16 protein-coding genes are annotated in these 24,818 nt (G+C 39.4%); 13 read left to right on the top strand and 3 right to left on the bottom strand.

The features are described 5' to 3' along the window. The first annotated feature begins 1,144 nt into the window (after positions 1 to 1,144). The 4 genes from ACRD64_RS21555 (at position 1,145) to ACRD64_RS21540 (ending at position 5,413) form a co-directional block, all read left to right on the top strand. Entirely contained in the window at positions 1,145 to 1,894 is a 750-nt protein-coding gene (locus tag ACRD64_RS21555) for a polyprenol monophosphomannose synthase (RefSeq protein WP_430935974.1), read from the top strand. Positions 1,895 to 1,922: 28 nt separating this feature from the next. Further along, the gene (locus ACRD64_RS21550; protein WP_430935972.1) at positions 1,923 to 3,266 is read left to right on the top strand and encodes a dihydroorotase; all 1,344 of its coding nucleotides are present in this window, start codon (positions 1,923 to 1,925) and stop codon (positions 3,264 to 3,266) included. A 342-nt stretch (positions 3,267 to 3,608) separates the two neighbouring features. Beyond that, on the top strand, positions 3,609 to 4,103 hold the full coding sequence (locus ACRD64_RS21545; RefSeq protein WP_430935970.1) for a hypothetical protein: 495 nt from the start codon (positions 3,609 to 3,611) through the stop codon (positions 4,101 to 4,103). Between the two features lie 221 nt (positions 4,104 to 4,324). Beyond that, entirely contained in the window at positions 4,325 to 5,413 is a 1,089-nt protein-coding gene (locus ACRD64_RS21540) for an alkene reductase (protein ID WP_430935968.1), read from the top strand. Positions 5,414 to 5,477: 64 nt separating this feature from the next. Here ACRD64_RS21540 and ACRD64_RS21535 read toward each other — a convergent pair whose 3' ends face one another. Continuing rightward, positions 5,478 to 6,752, bottom strand: coding sequence for an aspartate kinase (locus tag ACRD64_RS21535; protein WP_430935966.1), 1,275 nt, complete (start codon positions 6,750 to 6,752; stop codon positions 5,478 to 5,480). A 146-nt stretch (positions 6,753 to 6,898) separates the two neighbouring features. Here ACRD64_RS21535 and fbp point away from each other — a divergent pair, with 146 nt between their 5' ends. The 3 genes from fbp (at position 6,899) to ACRD64_RS21520 (ending at position 10,411) form a co-directional block, all read left to right on the top strand. Further along, the gene (gene fbp / locus ACRD64_RS21530) at positions 6,899 to 7,912 is read left to right on the top strand and encodes a class 1 fructose-bisphosphatase (RefSeq protein WP_430935964.1); all 1,014 of its coding nucleotides are present in this window, start codon (positions 6,899 to 6,901) and stop codon (positions 7,910 to 7,912) included. Positions 7,913 to 8,337: 425 nt separating this feature from the next. Continuing rightward, on the top strand, positions 8,338 to 9,450 hold the full coding sequence (locus ACRD64_RS21525; RefSeq protein WP_430935962.1) for a sensor histidine kinase: 1,113 nt from the start codon (positions 8,338 to 8,340) through the stop codon (positions 9,448 to 9,450). Then, complete coding sequence (locus ACRD64_RS21520; RefSeq protein WP_430935960.1) at positions 9,428 to 10,411, top strand: CAP domain-containing protein; 984 nt, start codon at positions 9,428 to 9,430, stop codon at positions 10,409 to 10,411. Before ACRD64_RS21525 ends, ACRD64_RS21520 begins: the two co-directional genes overlap by 23 nt. Here the strand turns inward: ACRD64_RS21520 and ACRD64_RS21515 are convergent. After that, positions 10,408 to 14,682, bottom strand: coding sequence for a DUF7619 domain-containing protein (locus ACRD64_RS21515; protein WP_430935958.1), 4,275 nt, complete (start codon positions 14,680 to 14,682; stop codon positions 10,408 to 10,410). The genes ACRD64_RS21520 and ACRD64_RS21515 overlap by 4 nt on opposite strands. 171 nt (positions 14,683 to 14,853) lie before the next feature. On the opposite strand from ACRD64_RS21515, the gene ACRD64_RS21510 reads away from it, so the two are divergent. Continuing rightward, positions 14,854 to 15,630, top strand: coding sequence for a response regulator transcription factor (locus ACRD64_RS21510; protein WP_430935956.1), 777 nt, complete (start codon positions 14,854 to 14,856; stop codon positions 15,628 to 15,630). Between the two features lie 484 nt (positions 15,631 to 16,114). Next, positions 16,115 to 19,468, top strand: a complete 3,354-nt coding sequence (gene mfd / locus ACRD64_RS21505) for a transcription-repair coupling factor (protein ID WP_430935954.1) — start codon at positions 16,115 to 16,117, stop codon at positions 19,466 to 19,468. Here the strand turns inward: mfd and ACRD64_RS21500 are convergent. Then, on the bottom strand, positions 19,465 to 20,538 hold the full coding sequence (locus tag ACRD64_RS21500; RefSeq protein ID WP_430935952.1) for a response regulator: 1,074 nt from the start codon (positions 20,536 to 20,538) through the stop codon (positions 19,465 to 19,467). The genes mfd and ACRD64_RS21500 overlap by 4 nt on opposite strands. A 144-nt stretch (positions 20,539 to 20,682) precedes the next feature. Here ACRD64_RS21500 and ACRD64_RS21495 point away from each other — a divergent pair, with 144 nt between their 5' ends. From ACRD64_RS21495 to lptC, 4 genes are read left to right on the top strand one after another with little or no spacing between them, the layout of a single operon-like run. Beyond that, a complete protein-coding gene (locus ACRD64_RS21495) occupies positions 20,683 to 21,426 on the top strand; it encodes a type III pantothenate kinase (protein ID WP_430935950.1) in 744 nt (247 codons plus the stop codon). Continuing rightward, positions 21,410 to 22,732 carry an OmpP1/FadL family transporter gene (locus ACRD64_RS21490; protein WP_430935948.1) on the top strand — a complete coding sequence of 441 codons (1,323 nt, stop codon included), beginning with the start codon at positions 21,410 to 21,412 and terminating at the stop codon, positions 22,730 to 22,732. The genes ACRD64_RS21495 and ACRD64_RS21490 overlap by 17 nt, the downstream gene beginning before the upstream one ends. 24 nt (positions 22,733 to 22,756) lie before the next feature. Further along, the gene (locus ACRD64_RS21485; RefSeq protein ID WP_430935946.1) at positions 22,757 to 24,121 is read left to right on the top strand and encodes a tetratricopeptide repeat protein; all 1,365 of its coding nucleotides are present in this window, start codon (positions 22,757 to 22,759) and stop codon (positions 24,119 to 24,121) included. A gap of 17 nt (positions 24,122 to 24,138) precedes the next feature. Continuing rightward, entirely contained in the window at positions 24,139 to 24,723 is a 585-nt protein-coding gene (lptC, locus tag ACRD64_RS21480; protein WP_430935944.1) for an LPS export ABC transporter periplasmic protein LptC, read from the top strand. Positions 24,724 to 24,818 lie beyond the last annotated feature (95 nt).

The following is a 24,818-nucleotide window of genomic DNA, read 5'->3' as shown; positions in this document are numbered from 1 at the left end:
CGGCCCTTCAAAACCGGTCCTATTTCCGGTCGCCGGCCATTGGCGTCACTCATCATGTCAGTATACCTTGCCTCTTCTTGCCCCGCCCCCACTCCTCGCCTTTTCTAAAGGGCGACCCGCTAGGGAAGGCTTGAAAAACGGGCCCGTTAACCCATCCGTGTTTTTCAAAGCGGCTGCAAAGATAATCACTTTTCACTTTAACTTCCAAACTAATTTTTCATTTTTTTAGAAAAATTTGATCTACAATTTCCTACGTCCATTCAATGCAATAATAACATCTACTCCCAGCTTCTCGTGATCAAAATATCAAAATGAATAGTGCCTTTCTTTAAAAGCGGCTGCAAAGGTAACCTACTTTTATTTTTATTTCAAAACAATCTACCCACTTTTTTTCAACTTATTTCAAACCCACGATTTATAACCCTTATCTTCAAATTATTAGCGTTAATATTTTCTTAATCTATCATCACAAAATATTACATAGTTACCTGTTCGACTTTAAAATTTACAGAAAATGGTGCAATATAATTAGGCTATCAATTAAACTCTGGTTATGGAGATTCCTGATAATTTTTTCGACTTATACAAGTAATCGCTTATTTTCTAAAAAAAGCGGTCTGAGTTATCAAGATATTTGCAACACAACCCACATGGTTAATTTACAGGATATAAAATCAAAAGGCACAACACCTGGAATTATGCCATCCCAATTTATTTTAACGATAGCAGCAGATACTTTACAGACTAGGCATACTTATCAACCAAAGGTAGCAATACCTCACTCCCAGCCTTTATCTCCAATAACTCAAGCCAAGGCCTATGCGCATTAATCCTACCGCATTTCTGCTAAACAGGTTAAACCCGCAATATGCATTAGAAATTCTATTACACATTGAAATTACTTTAAAACAAGGCACTTCGTTGCATCACTTCAACTCACCAGAACGATGTTATGCCTCGTTTCAGTAATGCCTTGTTTTATTGTACTTGCAATGCTCATGACGAACATCCAATACATAATCCGGCTTAAAACAATAACCTGTTTGCATAAGATGGCAAAACCACAACATGAATGACAACACCCATTTTTTTGTTTAAATGGTACTATAAGTATATATGTTGTTATTATATTCGTAGCTTAATTTTGAAAAGATATACAGCCGTGAGCGACAGTTTAGTGATCATACCCACATACAACGAGAAGGATAACATTGAAGCCATTATTGAGGTGGTTTTTGCTTTACCCAAGGAATTCCATATTTTAATAATAGAAGACAACTCACCTGATGGTACCGCAGAAATTGTAAAAAGATTAATGACGGAGAAGTACCCGGGAAAACTTCATATATTGGAAAGAAAAGGAAAACTAGGATTGGGAACAGCTTATTTGACCGGATTCAAGTGGGGCATTGACAAAAAATACGATTATATATTTGAAATGGATGCAGATTTTTCGCACCCTCCTGAAAAATTATTAGCTTTATATGACGCATGTAAAAATGGGGCTGACCTAGCAATCGGATCCAGATACAAATCAGGCGTCAATGTTGTGAACTGGCCAATGGGTCGTGTTTTAATGTCGTACTTTGCATCGGTATATGTAAGGTTTATCACCGGCATGAAGATTATGGATACCACTGCAGGTTTTAAATGTTACAAGAGAGCTACGCTAGAAACTCTTCCTTTAGACAAGATTAAACTGAAGGGGTATGCTTTTCAGATTGAAATGAAATTTACAACCTGGAAATATGGTTTCAACATTTCGGAGGTTCCAATTGTTTTTACTGAGAGACAGAAAGGGACATCAAAAATGAGTGGGGGAATTTTTACCGAGGCAGTTTGGGGTGTGATTAAAATGAAAATAGCGAGCTGGTTTAAAAAATACGAACGCTAATAATTTATTCAACATATATACGTAGGCTATGGGCTTAACTTTAATTAAAGATATAAAAATAATAAACGAAGGCGAATCGTTTATTGGCAGTGTATTAATTGCTGAGGATATAATTGAGCGTATTTATAAGCATGGCGAAAAATTGCCTGTAGCTGACCAGTTAATCCATGGCGAAGGCAAACTCCTGTTACCCGGTGCCATTGACGATCAGGTCCATTTTCGCGAACCGGGTCTCACCCATAAAGCTGAAATATTTACTGAAGCCAGGGCTGCGGTTGCAGGAGGTATCACCTCTTATATGGAAATGCCAAACACAAAACCGCAAGCAACCACACAAGAGATATTGGAGGATAAATATAAACTAGCATCAGAAAAATCGATTGCCAATTATTCCTTCTATTTAGGTGCCACCAATGATAATTTGGATGAACTGCTAAAAACGGATCCTGAAAGGGTATGTGGAATAAAAGTTTTTATGGGTTCTTCAACAGGCAATATGTTAGTTGATAATGAGGATACTTTAGCCGGAATATTTTCGCAGGCGCCTACCTTAATAGCTACCCACTGCGAAGACGAAGATACCATCCAGGCTAACCTAAAAGCCTACAAAGAAAAATATGGTGAAGAGGTTCCTTTTGAAATGCATCACCTCATCCGCTCGGAAGAAGCTTGCTATAAGTCGTCATTAAAAGCCTCCACCTTGGCGCGTAAGCATGGAGCCCGATTGCATATATTGCACTTGACCACAGCTAAAGAGCTGGAGCTCCTGGATAAAGATATGCCACTGGAGGAGAAAAAGATAACCGGAGAGGCTTGTGTTCATCATTTGTGGTTTACCAATGAGGACTACGCAAAATATGGTGCCTACATTAAATGGAATCCCGCCATAAAAACGAAAAACGATAGGGATGGCTTACGCCAGGCGTTGAAAAACGGAAACCTCGATGTGGTTGCCACAGACCATGCCCCTCACACCAAAGAAGAAAAGCAAGGCACTTATTTTAAAGCACCATCAGGCGGTCCGTTGGTCCAGCATGCTATGGTGGCCATGCTGGAGATGGTCAACCAGGGTGTATTCACCTACGGGCAGGTGGTGGATAAAATGTGTCATGCTCCTGCTAAATTATTCCGTGTGAAAGAACGTGGATTTATCAGGGAAGGTTATAAAGCCGACCTGGTTATTGTTGAACCGGAATCGACATGGATGGTTGCGCCCGAAAACATTTACTCGAAATGCGGCTGGAGTCCGTTTGAAGGACAGAAATTTGCCCATTATGTCAGTCATACCTTTGTGAACGGTCACCTGGCTTATCACAACGGTATTTTTAATGACGACAAAAAGGGTGAAAGACTTGAATTCATTAGACGATAGGCAGTTACAACGAAGTACATCCCGCCACTTTACGGTGTTCATATTCTGTGGTATGGCAACTGTCAGCTTTAATTAGTGCATCTGTCATTTATCAATTGCACTTACGGCTTAATTGACATTTACAATAAACTGTCGTAATTGTCAGTTTGAAGTTCACATTGGTAATTCCCAAAAATTTCAAAACAATATTTTTAATAATTTTTCAGGGAACCTAGCCTGACCTCTTCTTAAATTATTCTATTACGAAAATTCATGAATTAATCAGGCTGAAAAACATCCCAAATCGAAACTCAGTATTTTTCGGGATAATCAGTCAGTATTTTTTACGTTAGAAACAAAAAAATGATGAAAACAATATTTAATTACCTTGTTTTTTTTACCATTTCATTTCTAGGCCTGATAGGTTGCGGTGACAGTAACAAGGTCCACCATTCCTCTGGTGAAAATTTGGAGATTTGGGCAGACACCATCATTTACGAAGTCCTAATCTCCAATCCTGATACTCTGAATAAATGGGAAACTGCTAAGCTAAAAAACGTAAGACATCGTAAATTGGTTGACGACCTGTTTGAAATGATTTATACTGGTAAAAAAAAGGCATACGATTATTATACCCATCAAGCATTGAGCATTGATGAGATCAAAGACCTAGAAGCCGACGATCGTTTCAGCCGGGAAAAAGTTGGGAAACTGCAGTTTACCGAGACTTGGATCTACAATAAAAGTATTCAGAAATTAAACAAGAATACTCACGCTATATTGTTGGCTTATGAATTGTATGACGACTCTGACAACTTACGGGGTTATAAAGCCGCATTTTTCGTTAAAGATTTCTAACCTCAGAGTTCTGTGACCCGCATGATACCAGAACATTATAATATACAACCGTACGACTGCCACACAATAGGATTCGCACCGCACAATGGGGCATGCTATGATTTACAGCTTCTGTAAATAAACTTTTTGAATGCACGCTTGTTTTGAAATTGTTGTTCCTGATTACAGGAAGTATTCAATTACGCTTAAGTTAAGACAGTGTTTCACCAAAATATAACATCATGCAATTATTTAACGAGTTTAACCTTGGTTCAATTACTTTGAAGAATAGAATCGTAATGGCCCCCATGACAAGAAGCAGAGCTATCGACAACATTCCCAACACCTTGATGGCTACTTATTACGAACAAAGATCGGCCGCGGGATTAATAATTACCGAAGGAACAACGCCATCTCCAAATGGACTGGGTTATCCCCGAATTCCAGGCATTTTTAATCAGGAACAGATTGACGGCTGGAAACATGTTACCCAAGCGGTGCATAACAAAGGTGGCAAAATATTTATTCAATTAATGCATACCGGCAGGGTTTCGCATCCCGATAACATGCCTGACGGCTCAAAAATATTGGCCCCTTCAGCAGTTGGGATCAGCGGCGAAATGTATACAGATAAGAGTGGCCCTCAAGCGTATCCTATCCCGCAAGAAATGACAGGTGCCGAAATTAAAGAAACCATAGATGAATATGTAACCGCTTCAAAAAACGCCATGGAGGCAGGGTTCGACGGTGTGGAGCTGCATGGCGCAAACGGTTATTTAATAGATCAATTCATAAACCCTTGCTCAAACAAACGGAATGACGCCTATGGTGGATCCATTGAAAAAAGAAACCGATTTGCAATTGAGATAGCACAAAAAGTTTCGGAAACCATAGGTAGCGACAAGACCGGGATACGTCTTTCGCCATACGGAGCGTTTAACGATATGGAAGTGTTTGATGGCCTAGAAGAATCCTATGAACATTTAGCCAGGGAGCTAAGTAAACGCCAATTGGCATACATTCACATTGTGGACCATTCGGCAATGGGTGCTCCTGAAGTACCTGCATCCGTAAAAGCAAAAATTAAAGAAGCTTTTGGGAGGACTATTATTGCAAGCGGAGGATATACAAAAGAAACTGCTGAGGCTGCCATTGAAGAAAACAATGGGGATTTGGTAGCCTTTGGACGTCCGTTTTTATCCAACCCCGATTTAATATATAGAATGAAGAACGGAATCGCCTTGACCGATCCCGATTTTGACACCTTCTACACTCCGGGGGAAAAAGGATATATCGATTATAAGACAAGCCAGGAATTGGAGAACGTATAACCCAAAATGAGCAAAGGGAGTACCAATACGGTGACTCAATCATATTGTGCTCCCCGGCTTTTGTTTACTTAAATTCCCACTCACTCTCTTTTAAAACATACCTGGCCGTTTTACGACTTAACTGAGAATCCACTAGTTCTTTCCCTTGTGTCATCTCATGAATGGCTGCCGCGGTGTAGTTTCTTATAGTAACCAATTCCACATGCTCATTATATCTAACCACGAATTTTTTTTGCAAAGCCTCGATTAATTTTTTCACATCACGAACATTATTCACACATACTGAAAAATTAAGCGCGGAATTCTGCATCAGGTTAATCTTAATCTTATAATGACCAAAAATGGCAAATATCTCACTTAAGTTATCCTCTAGAATAAAGGAGAAATCTTTTGGTGAGATGGTGATAAAAAGTTGTTGCCGTTTTAAAATGTACACAGGAACATCAACCTCTTTTGATTCCACGGATTGAATTACGGTTCCTTCTTGTTGTTCATCCAAAAATGATTTTACAAAGAGAGGGATATTTTTATTTTGAAGTGGCTTTAATGTTTTAGGATGAATGACCTGTGCTCCATAGTATGCCAACTCGATAGCTTCAGGGTATGAAATTTCTTTGAGTTGCTGTGCGAAAGGATACCAACGTGGATCTGCGTTTAAAACTCCGGGAACGTCTTTCCAGATAGATAAACTTTCGGCATCTAAAATATGAGCCAGGACAGCACCCGTATAATCAGACCCTTCACGCCCAAGGGTTGTGGTAATATTATTAATGGAAGAACCAATAAACCCTTGTGTTATATATAGCTGATGCTTTTCGAAATTCATATTTTTATGCACAAACTGCGAGCTCAACCCCCAATTGACATCGGCATCACGATAGTTCTCGTCCGTTTTAATCATTTTGCGTACATCTAACCATTGGTTCTCTATTCCAATAGTATTTGCATATGCGCTAACAATCTGTGTGGAGATAAGTTCTCCAAAGGGAACTATTTGGTCGTATTCAAAATCATAATCCAATCCAGGGTTCAGCTGTACCCTTTCCCATAATTTTTTTATTTGTTGGTCAAACTTCAACACAAAAGGATGACCATCATCAAACAAATTTTGTACTATCTGGTTATGATAGTCAAAAATAGCCTCATAGGCATTTTTTATTTGAGTTTGGTTTTGTTGAATAAAGGCTTCCACCAATACTTCCATGGCATTTGTAGTTTTTCCCATAGCCGAAATAACCACTACCAAAGGATTGGAATTGTTTTTAATGATGTTACAAACATTTTTAATACCCGAAGCATCTTTTACCGACGCTCCTCCAAACTTATACACTTGAATCATAACATTAATTTTATCGCCAAATCAAACCTAATTAATACGACATTTTAAAATTAATCAAAGCACAGCATTACCACGTGACTTTTATCATCGCACGATGAATTAAACTGAACGTGATTTGTTGGCCATTTAAATCTAAAAAAAATTCTATGAATCAATTCGATGTAATTACCCTTAACGAGTTTATCCTTGAAAGCCAATCACAATTCCCCCAAGCAGAGGGGGATCTATCTCACCTTTTACACCATGTTGGTACGGCAGCCAAAATTGTGAACCGGGAAGTTAATAAAGCAGGGCTCGTGGACATTTTAGGTGAAATGGGAACTTCCAACGTACAGGGAGAAGACCAGAAAAAGCTGGATGTATTCGCCAATGACCATTTTATCAACTCGCTTCACTCCTGTGGGGAAGTTTGCGCGATCGCTTCTGAGGAAAACGAGAGTTTTATCCTTTTTGATGATGATATGGCCAGAAACGGAAAATATGTTTTTTTAATGGATCCACTGGACGGATCTTCTAATATTGATGTTAACGTGTCCATCGGAACCATCTTTTCCATTTACAAACGCAAAACCAAACAAGGTGAAAAGGCCACTATGGAAGATTTTTTGCAACCCGGAACAGAACAGGTGGCTGCAGGTTATATTCTCTATGGTTCTTCTACCATGCTGGTTTATACCACAGGACAAGGAATTAACGGCTTCACCCTGGACCCTTCCATAGGAGAATTTTGCCTGTCGCATAAAACGATTAAAAATCCGGTAGACGGTTATATTTATTCCATTAACGAAGGTAATTACTTAAAATTCCCTGCCGGCGTAAAGCAGTACATCAAATATTGTCAGGAGAAAGATGTTGATACACAACGTCCGTATTCGTCGCGATATATCGGTTCTTTGGTATCGGATGTTCATCGCAATTTATTAAAGGGCGGAATATTTATGTACCCTATCACCGAAAGTGCCCCCAAAGGCAAACTGCGATTATTATATGAATGCAACCCAATAGCCTTTATCATTGAGCAGGCAGGCGGAAAGGCAACCGATGGTCATAAACGGACGATGGAGATTAAACCAACATCGTTGCACCAACGAACGCCATTTTACTGTGGATCAACCAACATGGTAAATAAGGTGGAAGAATTTATCCGCGTATTTGGTTAAATTTCAAAAGGAATAACCTTTTCGATACTATTACGTAACAAAGCCAAAAACTGTTCTGGCACAAATGCGTACCAGGACAGTAAGGCAGTTATATATATCGCTGCATGTATATCATCTAATCCATATTAAAACTACAGCATTGTTAATCATCATTACTTGGGCTAGATAGAGATAATTATATGGCTTGGAACAGGGAGAGAAAGGAAAGCAAGCAGGACTATACGCTTTGGCTTTTCAATAGCAACAAACAATATATACGCAACTTACTATTGTTATACATGAGTTTTTATCCATTATTTGCGGTAATGGATTATTATGGATCGTCACATTCGTTTTATTCTTCGATTTCGCCACGACTTTTATCTGGTTTGCCATTCCTAGTTGTAGCGTACATAAGTACCTTTGTAAATAAGTACAAAATTTACATGAGAATTATAAATGCAACTGCTTTGCTTGGCATGAATCTTAGCATATTATTTATGTATGCTTCGTTAAACCCTGCCGATACAAGCTTTGACACCTACTATTCCGGTCTGATTATTACCATCGCCACACTGGGGCTGTCCATGAGCAGCATCACTTTGATAAATATTTACATCGGCATTTCAGCGTTTAGCTTTATTCTAATATCGTACCTGGTGCACAAACTGCATGTTTACGATATGTTTTTGTTTGTAACATCAAGTGCATATGTGGTAGTGGCCTCTGGTTTGTTTATGGTGGCGGGCGTTGTAATAGAACGTTTTTCCTTAAAACTATACCGGGCTCAGAAAAATATTTCGCAAGAAAAAGAGGAAATCATCGTACAGAAAGATAACCTGGAAAATTTGAATCAAACCAAAGATCGTTTTTTCAATATCATTTCACATGATCTACGAAGTCCGTTTACATCATTAATTGGTTATTTCGATATATTGTTGCGAAACGACAAAACGGAATTCAAGGTTAAAAAATCCGATATCGAAAAAATATACCTTCACACCAGACGAACCTATAATCTGCTAAACAACTTACTCAATTGGAGCAAGGCACAGTTAAACCAGTATGCATTTAAACCCAAACAATACGATCTAAACGAAATATTTTCGGAAAACAGATCGTTATATAGGGAAATAGCCAAGCAGAAAGAAATCAACATAACGCATTCGTTCCCTGACGATGCAAAGCTATTTTGTGATAAAGATATGATCGTTACCATTGTACGCAACCTTATATTTAACGCGATTAAGTATACCAAAGCGGGCGGTGATATTTTTTTAACAGGGAAACAGGTATCCGACAACGAAATGGAAATTGCCGTTATTGATAGCGGCATTGGTATTTCGAAGAAGGATATTGAATTAATTTTAAGCCCTAACACCCACATTACCCGAAAAGGAACACACAACGAAGAAGGTGCCGGAATTGGGTTGATTATTTGCAATGACATTCTTAAAATGCATGATTCGAGAATTCAGATTGAAAGTCGAAAAAATGTGGGAAGTAAATTTTACTTTGTATTACCAATACTCGCAGATGCCGAAGAAAATATTAAATAATATAATCACTATTGTAATTGCCGGAGTCCTACTCATCATCGGTCTCCATGGCAACGCGCAACAAGTAAAAACCTATACTATACCGGAGCATGAGGTAAAAAAATACCATCAACTTAACGATCAAGAAATAAGGCTGGGCGAATATAAGGATGATAAAAGTGTCCTGCTTATAAAGCTGAACCAGCTTGCACATATTAATACATCTCGAAAAAAGTATCGCAAACCGCCAGTCCAATTGGATATTTTGGCTTCCAGAGTCGCTAACAAAATAGCCAAAGAAGCGGCCCTGGGAAATTTCATGGGGCATTTCAACACACGTGGCGAAAAACCCTATCATCGTTACGCTTTTGCAGGAGGAACAGCACATGTATCCGAGAATGCCTCTGCCCTGTCCTCCTCGGAGCATTTGGCATCGGCACCCAAAGATATCGCTGCTTATATGCAGCAGGCGCATAACGCTTTTATGGCTGAACGGGCACCAAATGACGGTCACAAGCAAAATTGCATCGACCCAAACCATAATTCCGTGGGGCTCGGTTTTTACTTACACAAAGGGCAATTTAGATATTACGAGGAATTCCTGGACCTTTATATGACCACGGGTGATTTCAAAACTACGGTTACGGCGAATGAAAAATTTAAAATTCCTGTTAAACCTATTAAAGGCAAGTATGTGCATATGATATTGGCATATTACGAAAAGTTCCCATACCCCATGAGCGCTTCAGCTATCAACCGACAGATGAAATACGACGACTATACAAATGACCTGGCTTATAAAATACTGCCCTGGGAATTACCCAAACCAAATGCCAGGGGATTTACCGAACTGGCATTTGATTTCAAGAAAAAAGGACTATACTACATCCAGATTTATTTGGATGACAAACCTTATACTTCCGGATCGGCTTCCACAAAAAATAAAATTCAGGCTTCGGGAATAGTGATAACCGTTAACTAACGCTTAATTAACTTATATTCCCCTTTTTCCATGTTGTTTTGCCATTGCAACAAATATAATCCGGGCCGTAATCCTTTTAAATCAATATTTATAACATCGTTCTCATTTGTGTTAAATAAATTTTGCTTCAACACCAACCTTCCGGAAATATCGTACACCCGGTAAAAAAACTTATTAAACGCCTCATTCAAACCCACAAAAAGCGTTTCATCTGCCGGATTGGGATAGAATCGAATACCTGATGTCTGCCCATTCAGAACATTTGTTGTTTCATCGTGAAAATACGTAGATACATCAGGAACTAAAGGTTCATGTTCCACGTTCAATGCAGAATCAACTGCAATGGTCATAAATTCGTAATGTTTACCCGGCGTACCGCTAAAAACAATTGAAGTATCAGAAATAAACGAGGTCACATAATACCATTCACCACCTACTTCCCGGTACATTACACGATAGTTCTTAATGCCTGAACCGACATCTGAACCTGTCCACTTTAACAATATTTCATCGTCGTAAACAGTTTCAGGTAAAGGCTGCATATGACTTTCCGGACTATCATTATCTGCTTTCAACATCCATTCGTTGGTTATAATAGGATCATTATAATCAAAAAATATTCCTGCTTTATTTTTTATTTCCGTCCCGGATGGAAGATCGTCTAAAACCCTAACATCATAAAAAACAGAACCTCTCCCGCTAACCCCATCCTCATTTGGGGGAAGAAATCCTTCTAATGGACCGGTTACGGGAAGTCCAGTTGTAACATCCAATGTGGTGAAGGTCCAAACCAATTCGCCGATATTATAATCCAGGCTCACGTCAATTTTGACCAAATATGGCAACCGCGGCCTTAAATCAACAATGCTGTTGTATTCACTGCCTACGCCATTTATAGTATATACATTATCGGCAATGGTAAAGCCGTGTAATTTGAGAGTGCTTAAATCAAATATAACAGAATCCAAGGTATCTCTTATTAAAACTAATTTGGCTGGTGCAGTGGCCTCTTCCTCATTTTCGAAACGAACCATATATGAAAAGTTTTTTTGCGTATTTAGCCAGCTCTCAGAACCTTGCCCAATCGGACCGCTTTTGTCGTTGGGATCGCACGAAGCAACAATTTGACCTAACGAGTCTTCCTTCTCCTCCATTTCTGTACAACTTTGAATCAGGTCGAAATCACCTTTAACAGTAAGCAGATCGCCAACGACTCTTGATGCAAAGCCGTACGTTCCTCCCGACAAAACGTCACCTGCACAATCAAGGCCAGTACCCACCAATGCGGATAAATAATTAATATTATAAGAAAAGCTGGCAAAATCCGGATCCCATGCATAATCGACATAAGGGGACACAAATGCATCGATAACACCAGTAGCACACGCCGCATACGGTATGTAACCAACTATCTTCGTAAAAATGGCATCGTTGCAATCGCCCACCCAATACTTCAGTGGAGAACCGTACATGGGCCGTTGTGTCCAAGCCCGACAATAGAAATCTCCTATTTCGGTACCTTCTACTTCCATGGCGACCACAAAACTTGATCCAGCCGGTAACTTTGGAACAATAAATGAATATGCTTTTGCATTGTAAGGCTTATCGATTAATGAATCTATCATCACATATTCGGGAATGCTGTCGTAATATAAGTGATCTTCTTCTAAATATTGAATCACATCAAAACCTATATCCTTCACCGTAATATTAGGCGACAGCGTAATCCACATTGGGACGCCAAGTGCGTCCACATCTCCACTATTTCCATAGCTGATATAGAAAAACTCCCTGGCTCCTTTGGTAAACAAGGATGGGGCAACAATATCGGCCCAAGGTTTGGCACCCACGCCTTCGGTTATGGTAAAGGCACCTCCCAATAGGATGGTAGATCCATCCGGAATCATAACGGCTATATCCCTTGGACCTGCCGGTTGCCCCCGCAAATCGAAGGTAGCCATAAGCCTGACGCCATCATGGTTAAATGTAGATCCGTCCACGGCCACCAGGTCATCCATACCATCCCCTCTTAACATGATCTCGGTACCAGGTTTAAAACCCGAACCGAATATTTCCAGGGTCACATCACCTATATTCCCTCCCTTACTTGGTGTGTATCGCTCCACATCTCCAAAATCTGGTTGGTCAGGAAAAGTTATAGTGGCTACGTGTGGATGGTGCTTTTCGCGCAGCATACTGAACGTACCTCCTACATATAAAGTGTTATCGGCCGCTTCCATGGTCAATATTTTCTGCAGGTTCCCAAAACCATAATCCGCGATATTTACCAGCACCTGGCCGGATTGTGCCCCAATAAATGCTATGTGGCTCACACTGGTTGCTCCAACCTGGTTAAGGCTTTCTCCGGTTATCATCAACCCGTTTTGAAAAGGTTCCATAAAATCTATCGACATAGCATCCACATTGGCGTTCCAGGGCAAAAGATTGCCCGTAACCGGATCAACAGCGCCCATACGATTCCTATTCTCACCATTAATGGTTTCGAAAGTACCGGCCAGGAAAACCTGGTTGCCCATGGGCAAAATGGAATGTACATAGATAAAATCTTCAAATGACTGGCTATCTATTTCCGGTGCCCATGCATTGAGTTCTCCATCAAAATTGGTAAAAGCCACTTTAAACCTGGAAGAATCATTGACTTGTGTAAATTTACCCGAGAAATAAATCCCCGTGTTTTCTTCCGACACCTTGAGATGCCGCACTTCATCATCTGCCGTAATTGAAAATGGCAACAAGGTGCCTGACTGGTCAACAGCCGCCATCCTGCTTCGGTTTTCACCATTGACCGTAGTAAAAGCTCCTCCAACATATAAATTGCCAGTCTGGTTATCCTGGTCGATGCAATTAACGCTGTTGTTGAAAACAAAATTAAAGTACAACTGCTCCTCACCCAGGGTATCATCAAATGCTTTTATATTTTTCATGGAATTCGAATCCCATCCTGCCAAATAAATAACATCATTAATTTCATCTGCCTTTATATGGTTTACTGTCAGAAAATTTCCAATAGGAGCCCATTCCAATAGGCTACCATTAGATATCTTCATGGCATAAGCATTGTCTCTTTCGTGACTTTGAAGCAACAAAAACTCGCCACCTAACATGAGTTGTGTTCCCATTCCCGCAATAACATGCGTCGACCAATCCGGCCTCAAATTAAAATCCTGGTCGATATTGCCTAAATCATCAAACTTAGCAACGTGAGCAATGTTGTGGTTGCCGATATTCAAAAAATCACCTCCCGCCAATAAGTCTCCGTTATGTTCGTACAACTCAAACACCTCGGCATTGGGTTCGGGTGCAAAATCGAGCAGGTTTCCTTGTGTACTGACTGCTGCCATATTTCTGCGACTAACACCGTCCACACTATTAAAATTACCACCAATATATATAACAGTATCTATTTTAGCCAGTGCATTTACCCGAAGGCTAAAACCAAAACCTTTTATATTCGGGCTCCACGGTTTAATTGTATTATTAGTTAAATCAACCGCCATCACCCCTCCCGAAAAAGCACCTCCCACATACAGGTCATTGCCATCCACAAGTAAATCATTGGCCCGCCCCGAGGGCAGGTCCGGGAAAGACTCCACGGTACCATTGAACCTATTTATTTTTGCAATACCCGTAACATTTTCACCAGAAACCTGTGTAAAATAACCGGCTATCAATATCTTGTCACCTACGCCCACTTCACCACTTGTACTTATTTTATTTATTTGACCATTCGGTTGCGGGTTAAAAGACTCCAGGTTATTGCTTGATGTGTTTATCGCGGCCAGGTAAGTCCGTGCATTTCCGTCAACTTCGGTAAACAGTCCTCCCATATACAAGATACCGTTCTGATAAAGAAGCGTATTTATTTTGTTATTTATCTGAGGATCGAAATCCGGATCGATTTCCATGGTAGAAGTAACGTGCACAATGTTAGTTCGGGGAACAACACCCACCTGATCAAAATCTCCACCCAAATACCAACCACCCTGTCCATCCGGTTCAATGGCAAACACCTCCCCGTGGACGTATGGAAGTTGAAGGTTCGGGACAGTATCCTTATTTTCCAGCAAGGCTGCACCTCCTGTGGAATATCCAACCCTGTTAAAACTCCCGCCCACATACAAAACATCTCCCTTTTGCTCCATTGCAAAAACATGCCCACTGGGCGCCAGCCCTCTTTCCGTCAATGTTTGTGATAAAATTTGAAATCCTGCCATCAAAAAAATCATCACAATAGTAATATTCCTTCCCATAATGTAATTGATTTAAGTTTATGTCCTATGTAACGATGCAACCATTTATAGGTATTACGTGTTATATCATGGACGAGACCCAATTTATGGCAATTAGCTTGCGAACTCAATACTACAATTGAGGTATTTTTGTACTTAATTTAACTTTCTTCAAAAATCAACTTGGAAATCATGACATCAAATTCTACTGATCTCATGGCCTTTAAAAAGGTATTTGGCAAACAGAATTATCAGATTTTAGATGACAACTATAAATCTAAACTGATGAATCATCCTCTTATCAATGGAATTTTCACTACCGGCAAATCATTTGTGATAATTGCCAATACCCACGAATGGAGTATCGAGTTGGTAACAGGTGACACCATGAGTTTGACAGGTTATAATAATGAAGAGCTTTTGTCCATGGGTGGAAAATTCACGCTTGATTATCCTATTAAAGAGCATATACCCACCAACATGGCAACGGTAAAATCAGCCATGGAATATATTGTGTTATGCCCGGTCCAACAAAGGGAGATGGTGTTTGTCATTTATTACTATAAAGCTCAAAAATCAAATGGAGATATCGTCACCGTTCAACATCAAAGTATCCCGTTAATATTTGACGAACAAAAAATACCCTATATATTTTGTAACATTTATACTGACATCAGCTATCTGGATGCAACTAACATACCTCATGGCTTGATACTAAATAAATCAACGGGAGAAACATTTAATGTTAATCACAATAACCTTCAACTTGAAAAAACAGAAGATGTATTTAGCTCCAGGGAAAAAGAAATAATCAGGTTACTTACGACCGGATATACAAGTAAAAAAATTGCTGATTTCCTCCACATTAGTTACAATACGGTAAGAACACATCGTAAAAACATACTCAATAAGGCCGGGGTTTCCAACACCGCATCACTCTTAAAATATGTAATGATAAACGGCTTATGATTTTTTCGCCCACATCGGTCAAATCCTGTAACACAAAATTGTTTTTTCTGCATCAAGTTCCTGACAAGTCGTTTCGAATATATTTTGGAAGGCTTTCAAATTTGAGGTTAACCCGTATAAACTTTCATATCCTGGATATTATATGAATGATAAGATTAAGATTTAATTAAGTAATTCAGACAAACCCCATCATCGATTCTTATTTATTACTAACAGGATATGGGCTCCGGGTCGAACCCATATTATTCAGTGAAGTATCAGCACTTCTATACGGCACCGCGGCCATAGCCGATGAGCGAACGATAGTTCCAACTAACGGGTTGGACTAACAATATCCATCTGTTTATGATAAAAAAAGGAATACTGCAATCCTTACAATCACAAGCCATTATTTAATAACCTATCCACATCAATTTTGTATAAGTTATAACTTAATGGCTAACCTTTTTGTTAATTAATTACTTTTGCAAAAAAATTTTGCAGCGTGAATCAGTCCAACATTCTTAAAGAGTACCAGAACAACCCTATTATAAATCAAGTAAAAACTGCCATCGCCGAAACTACCCAGCATATCTTTATCGCAGGCACAACAGGCTCTTTTAAAAGTATTTTAATGGCTGCTAGCCTAGATAAAGACTCCCATTTAGTTATATTGAATGACAAAGAAGAAGCTGCTTATTTTTATAATGACCTGGTTCAGTTGATAGGCGAAGAAAACGTTTATTTTTTACCCTCAACCTACAAACGATCTCCCGAGTACGGCAACTTAGAATCGTCGAATATTATATTGCGCACCGAAGCCTTGAACTTTCTGGCCAACACAAATAAAACGGGTATCGTTGTTAGCTATCCATTGGCATTGTTCGAGAAGGTTCCAACCATTACTCAATTAAAAGATTCTACATTAAATATTAAAAATGGCGAGCAACTGGATATATCCTTTGTAACGGAAGTTTTGAACGAATACCTGTTTCAGCGAGTAGATTTTGTATACGAACCTGGTCAGTTCTCGGTGCGGGGAAGCATTATCGATATTTATTCGTTTGCCAATGAAGATCCTTACCGCATTGATTTTTTTGGTGATGAAGTTGATTCTATTCGCACGTTCGATCTGGAAAACCAGCTTTCCAAAACCAAGCTCGACGAAATAGCCATCATACCAAACTTAAGTTCTGTTAATGATAAAGACAATATTTCCTTGCTTGATTTTGTGAATCGGGAAACCAAGTTTTGGGCGTATGATATTGACTTTATCGCAAAAAAAATAAAAGATGTACACGTTAAAATTGTGCATCGCCACAGCCAGAAATCAAAAGACGCAAGTGTTCCTTCGCCTGATAAGTTTGTTAATGGCGAAACAATCCACAAACAACTGTGCAATAGACAAAGCATTGAATTCGGCAAAAAAAGTACATTTAAAGATGCGCAGGAAATAAAATTTAAAACAACGCCGCAACCTGTATTCAACAAAAACTTTGACTTGCTGGAAGAAGATTTAATCCGCAAACAAGAAAGTGGTTACAAAACTTTTATATTAGCAGACAACCCGAAACAACACGAGCGATTAGCTGCCATTTTTGAGGACAAGGGTAGCGAAGTAAACTATATCGCACAAGACAAAACGCTGCATGAAGGCTTTATTGATCACGACCTGCAGCTTTGTTTTTATACCGATCACCAGATTTTTGAACGATACCACAAGTTCAGCCTTAGAACCGACAAAGCCAGAATAGCCAAGCAAGCCATCTCACTCAAGGAAATCAGCCGCTTAAATCCGGGGGATTACGTGGTACATGTCGATCATGGGATTGGTCGATTTGGGGGGCTTGTAACATCTGAGGTCAACGGCAAAAAGCAAGAAGCCATCCGTTTGGTATTTAAGGATAACGATGTGTTGTTGGTCAGTATCCATTCGCTGCATCGAATTAGCAAATACAAGAGCAAAGAAGGCGAACCACCACGTATCAATAAACTGGGAACTGCTGCCTGGCAGAAAATCAAGGACAAAACCAAGAAAAAAGTCAAAGACATTGCACGCGAACTGATTGCGTTGTATGCCAAGCGTAAACAGGAACCCGGCTTTGCTTTTACCCCTGATAGTTATTTACAGACAGAGTTGGAAGCTTCGTTTATATATGAGGACACTCCTGACCAGGAAAAGTCGACCCGACTGGTGAAGGAAGCCATGGAAAAAGACACCCCCATGGATATGCTGGTTTGTGGAGATGTTGGTTTTGGAAAAACCGAAATAGCCATACGTGCGGCTTTTAAGGCAGTGGCCGACAACAAACAAGTAGCGGTGTTGGTACCCACCACAATTTTGGCCATGCAGCATTTTAAAACCTTTACCGACAGGCTCAAAGATTTCCCTTGCAACATAGACTACATCAGCCGCTTGCGTAAAACCAAGGATATTAAAAATGCCCTGAACAAGTTAAAAACCGGGGAATTAAACATCCTTATCGGAACACATCGATTAATAGGTAAAGATGTGGAATTTAAAGACATGGGATTGCTAATTATTGATGAAGAACAACGTTTTGGGGTTAGCATCAAGGAGAAACTGAAAAAAATAAAGATTAATGTGGACACGCTTACTCTTACCGCAACCCCTATACCGCGCACTTTACAATTTTCGTTAATGGGAGCGCGCGATTTATCCATCTTAAATACCCCGCCACCCAACCGCCACCCCATCCTTACCGAGCTTCACACCATTAACGACGAAATAATTAAAGAAGCCATTTCATATGAGTTAGACAGGAATGGTCAGGTGTTCTTTATTAATAACCGGGTACAGAACATTCATGAGGTTGAGGCGATGGTCAACAGAATTCTGCCAACCGTAAAAACCGTTGTGGCGCATGGACAAATGGAAGGGCAGCGGTTAGAAAAAATAATGCTCGATTTTATCAATGGCGATTACGATGTACTTATAGCCACTACCATCATTGAATCGGGTTTAGACATACCGAATGCCAATACCATTATAATCAATAATGCCAATCAATTCGGATTAAGTGAACTTCATCAGTTACGCGGAAGGGTTGGCCGGTCCAACAAAAAAGCTTTTTGTTACCTCATGGCACCCCCCTTGACATCTGTTACACAAGAGGCCAGAAGACGACTGAAAATTATCGAGGAGTTTTCTGATTTGGGAAGTGGATTCAATATTTCTATGCAAGATTTGGATATTCGAGGCGCGGGAAACTTGTTGGGTGGCGAACAAAGTGGCTTTATTGCCGACATAGGTTTTGAGACGTATCATCGCATATTGAACGAAGCCATTCTGGAACTTAAGGAAACCGAGTTCAAAGAGCTGTATCAGGAAGAAATTAATGGGGCTACCGACAAAAACATCCATTTTGTTTCGGATTGCACCATTGAAACTGATGCGAAATTATTGCTGCCCGATGACTACGTACAAAATATTGCGGAGAGAATGCAGCTATATCGCAAGCTCGACGGATTAAAGAACGAAGATGAATTGGAGGCCTTTAAATCGGAACTGATGGATAGGTTTGGTGCTATCCCAACCACCACCCTGGAACTTATTCAGGTGGTACAAATCCGTTGGAATGCCATTGACCTCGGTATCGAAAAAATCATCTATAAAAACAGCAAACTGATTGTCTATTTTGTATCCAATCAAGAATCACCATATTACCAGTCACCGGTGTTTACAGGCATCTTAGCATATCTTCAAAGACAATCCAAAAACATTAAAATGCGTGAAAAGGGTAAAAAATTAAGTATGGTATTTCCATCGGTAGACAATATTTCATCGGTCAAGAAGGTTTTCGACGATATTTACAGTTCTATTTTTCACGAACATTAATCGCAATTTTCGAAAAGAATTATCTCATCTAATTCTCCGTTTACGGAACATACCACATAAAGGTCGAACACAGAAGAACTACCATTTGTAAAAATAACTTCCACGGATTGACCTTTGTGGGTTTTGCAATCCATCTTTTTCAGTTCATCCAGCCACCCGGTATCGGAGTTTACAATCGATTTAAACTTTCTTCCTTCGATCTTATCGTACCCTAGCTGTTCCTGCGTATATACATTGCTCCTGACGATCTCAAAGCTATCGTTTAACACAAACGACATGTTCTTTCTTTCGAAAATAACTTTTTCGTAAACCTTATTTTTCCTCTCGCTAAACTTACGAACCGAAACATCCCTGAAAATTAACTGAACCGACTGATGATTGTTAAATTTCACCTTTGACCCTGCAATTTCTGCCCAGTAATAATCCCCATGCACGGTTTTCATCTTGGCTAAAAACGGATCTATCCTTTTATCCTGTGAAATAGAAGAATCAATTATTTCACAAAATTCTTCATAACTCTTATCTGCCACAAAGTTTTTAATGGGCAAACCCATTACATCTTCTATATAATGCGTTCTGAAAACATCTAATCCTAACCTGTTTAAATAAGCTATTTTACCGTCCCTTACCACCACAATAGGCATGGGCGAATCGGAGATAAACTCCCGGTAACCTTTTTCTCTTTCTTTTTGTTCAATGTCCACCTTATGTTTAAAAAACGCCAGGTCAATACTTATCCCCAGTTCTTTTTTGTTGATGGGCTTTACCAGGTAACCATATGAGTTTGATACTATGGCACGCTCTATCACGGGTGAAGAAGTATCGCTTGATATATAAATAATCGGCACCTCTAATTCGCGTTTCAGCATTTCGGCAGTCTGAATGCCATCTAATTCACCGTCTAAATGAATATCCATCAGAACAACATCCGGCTTAAGCACCTTGCATTTGTCAATCGCCTCCTTGCCCGAACTTGTTCGCCCCACCAACTCATGTCCCAAATCACGTAAAAACATGGTGAAAATTGCTGTTATAAAACGGTCATCTTCAACAATAAATACTTTTCTCATAATGTATGTGCCCATTTATTTGGTTTCATTACAAAGCTTTTTTTAGTATTTTTACCTCCATAAATTTCAGCCAGGCTTGCTTTGAAGCAAACTATGTAATTACCCAATTATTCGTCGTGTTTACAATAATAAATAATACAATCCGTGAATTTAGTCATAGATCAGGGAAATACATTTACAAAAATTGGTGTTTTTGACAAGGGTAACTTGATTCATTCCGATTCCGTAAAAAAAATTGATAAAAGTGTTCTGGAAATTGTCCAGTCTAATTATTCTATTAACAAAACGATCATATCATCTGTTCAAACCGATTACTCTAACGCAGAAGAACTTAAGCTGGAGTTGGGCATAAACAGCCATATTGATTTACATATTTTAAGCGAAACCAGCCTATTACCTATCAAAAGCATCTACAAAACGCCCCGGTCTTTAGGTAAGGATAGGATAGCCGCATTGGTAGGAGCATTTAATTTATTCAAAGGACATCCCAAATTAATTATAGACGCCGGTACCGCCATTACCATTGATTTTTTAGATGCTGACAATACCTTTACCGGAGGAAATATATCCCCGGGAATTCAAACCCGATTTAATGCACTTCACCAAAACACCAAGCAACTGCCTTTGTTAAAACTGAACCCGGAATCACCTTTTATGGGCTTATCCAGCGAAGAAGCCATCTGGTCTGGTGTTCAAAATGGCGTAATTTTTGAGGTTGACAGCTATATTGAGCACTTTAACAGATTGAATATCAATGCAAAATCTATTTTAACCGGAGGGGACGCATATTTTTTTGCCAAAAATCTAAAAAATCCCATCTTTGTAAATCCTAATTTGGTACAAACCGGTTTAAATACAATTTTAGAATATAATGCTAAAAACAAATAAATTAGCACTTTTGGTGCTAACATTTTTATCTATTCATCCACTCGTTCATTTATCCGCTCAACAGAGAACCTTCTCTGCACTTTCGCGTTTCGGTTTGGGAGAATCACAAACCATAGGATATTCCTCTAGCAGCGCGATGGGAAGAACGGGTATTGGAGTGCGATCTTCATACGGCATCAACAATTTTAACCCGGCTTCTTTATCTGCCCTTGACTCCTTATCCTTTTATTTTGATGGAGGTATGTCTTATTTCTGGCAGTCTCAGGAAACGCAAGACGGTAACATTGAAAATAGCGACATGGTATTTGATTATATTGCGCTTGCATTCTCTGTTTCACCTCGTGTGACTTCTTCCGTTGGATTTAAACCGATATCTGGCACAGGGTATAAATTTTTAACAACCGATGAGCAAATAAATTCCCAATCGGAACTTAACGGAAGTGGTAATTTAACCCAAGCCTATTTCAGCCTGGCCGTTAAACCCATTGAAAACTTATCCGTGGGTGCCAGCTTTGGTTATCTTTTCGGAAATCTTAGAAATATTTCCAAAGCAGAGTTTTTGGGTTCTACCCTGGCTTTAAATCATGGAATATACAATGAAGTAAGAATTTCCAGCATAGTATATGACTTTGGGGCCCAATACACACACCTGCTGGACGATGCCAGGTCATTAACGCTGGGGGTCACATTCCGTCCTAAAATAGGCCTTAAAGGAGATGCAACCTCGTATATTGCCCGCGGATCTATATTTGGCGACGACAATAACCTTTTTTATCCGGGTTCGACCGTGGACACACTGCGTCATCATAACAAAAGCCTTGATAACAACGAAATCGAATATGCCGGCTCGTACGGTTTTGGTTTTTCCTATAATATTAAAAACAAACTTACTGTTGCTGCCGATTATTCTGCAGAACTTTGGTCGGATGCCAAGCACTTCGATAAAACTTTCAGTTACAAAAACACAACCAAATACTCGGTAGGCGCTGAGTATATACCTAACGACAGATCGGCAAAAAGTTACTTGGCCAGAGTACGGTACAGAGCAGGCGCTTATGCTCGCGACGAAAACATCGGCTCCTATCGTGATGTTAACAACAACGTTATTAACAGCGACCTGAAAAATTATGGCATAACTTTTGGATTGGGTTTACCATTGAAAAGATCCAAAACATCGATTAACCTAGCGGTAGAATTTGGCAAAAGAGATGCAAACGGAAGCAACAATTACAAACAATCATACGGAAAAATTACAGCTAATTTTAGTATACATGAACTGTGGTTTTACAAAAGACAATTTGATTAACAAATATTTTAAACCTATAACACCATGTCAAAGAATTTAACAAAGATTTTTATCGCGGGAATGATAACTCTTATTGGTGCTCAGGCATTTGCCCAAAAAGGAGTTGAAGATGGTTCGAAATACGGCCACGGCGAAGACAGTCTTAGATGTCTTAAAAATTTATCATTGTTTACAGAATATGTAAAACAAAAAAGCTATGCGGATGCTGTAAGTTCTTGGGAAATAGTCTATAACGAATGTCCCCTTTCAAGTTCAAAGGTTTATACCGATGGTATTAAAATCATGGAGTGGCGCATCAAAAACGAAAAAGACAAAGCTAAAAAAGAAGAACTTTTTCAACAGCTGATGGGCGTATACGACAAACGCATCAAATATATGGGCAACCATAGAAAATATAACGAAAACTATATTTTGGGCCGTAAGGCAACAAAAATGCTTGCGTATAAAAGATCCATGCCTGAGTACAGGGAGCAAGCACAGGGACTGTTCGAGAAATCGGTAGCCGGACAAAAAAACAAAAGTGAAGTGGCGGTGTTGGCAACATATATGACTAACACAGTTGCCATGTACAAAGCCGGTCAAACGGGCGCAGAATCTGTGGTTAAGAATTACGTTACAGTGAACGATATTTTAACAGCACAAATAAACGCCACTACTAAAGCAAAAACCAAAGAGGTATTAGCCGACGTTAAAACTAACGTTGAGAAACTTTTTGCAACAAGCGGTGCCGCAGACTGTCAAACGATCGAAAAAATCTTTGGCCCTCAATTTACCGAAAACAATGATAACAAAGACTGGTTAAAATTGGTAGTCAAACTATTGGCTCGCGGAAACTGCGAAGATGCACAATTACTTTATGATGTATCTGAAAGCCTATATGAGCTTGAACCATCAGCTGCCGCAGCCTACGGTATTGCACGGGGTTACCTTAAACAACAAAACATTGAAAAGGCCACAGAATATTACACCGAAGCCATTGGACTGGAGGAAGATCCTATTCAAAAAGGAACGTATAATTATCAGTTAGGACTAATTAAGCAAAGCCAGGGCAAATTACAAGAGGCCAGAGCTTTGGCTAGAGAAGCAATCGAATTAAGACCTGACTGGGGTTCACCTTACATATTAATTGGAAAACTTTTTGCCGCATCCGCAAGCAACTTTGGTTCAAACGAATTTGAACACAAAACAGCTTATTGGGCTGCAGTGGATATGTTTGTTAAAGCCAAGAGCATCGATGCAGAAGTTGCTGAAGAAGCCAACGGACTAATTAGTATTTACTCTAAGCACTTCCCCGGAACCGAAGAGATATTCTTTCAGGGATTTAAAGTTGGCGACACTTATTCTGTAGGCGGATGGATTGGAATCAGCACAAAGATTAGAGCTAAATAATAGTGATTTTATAAATCATGAGATCCCACGATATTTATATCAGTACTAATAAATTTTTCAAAACTGCAAGTGCGTTGACACTTGCAGTTTTGTTTTTTAGCTTGTCATGCACTTCTAACAAACCAGAAGAAATTAAAGCATTGGAAGCCAACCAAAATTCACCTTCGCTCGAAATTGTGGACTTTGAAACTTTTATTTCGGATTCGGGACGAATCAAATATCACGTTACCACCCCACTACTCTTAAATTACGACAAAGCCGAAGAGCCCTACAAAGAATATCCAAAGGGTGGCCATATTATGACTTATGATTCGCTGAATACCATCGATGCTCAAATAAAATGCAAGTACGCTATCTTTCACGACAAAATACAATTATGGGATTTACGCAATAATGTAGAAGCCGTAAATGACGAAGGCGTTGTATTTAACACCGAACAGCTTTTTTGGGATCAGAAAAACGAACATATCTACACGGAAAAGTTTGTTAAAATCACTACCGAAGACGAAATAATAACAGGCTATGGCCTTAATGCTACAGAAAACTTGAAACAGTATACCCTCAAGAAAATGAGCGGAACCATCGGATTGGATGAAGAATAAAATGTTTTTAAATATTAACTGACAGGTATATTCTTCATTAATTATTTTCGTTTGAACCCTTATTATTATTATTTTCGACTTTAATTTACTCGGCG

The sequence above is a fragment of the Saccharicrinis sp. 156 genome (assembly GCF_050589685.1).
Taxonomy (GTDB): domain Bacteria; phylum Bacteroidota; class Bacteroidia; order Bacteroidales; family Marinilabiliaceae; genus Saccharicrinis.
This window is presented reverse-complemented; position numbering and strand designations above follow the sequence as displayed.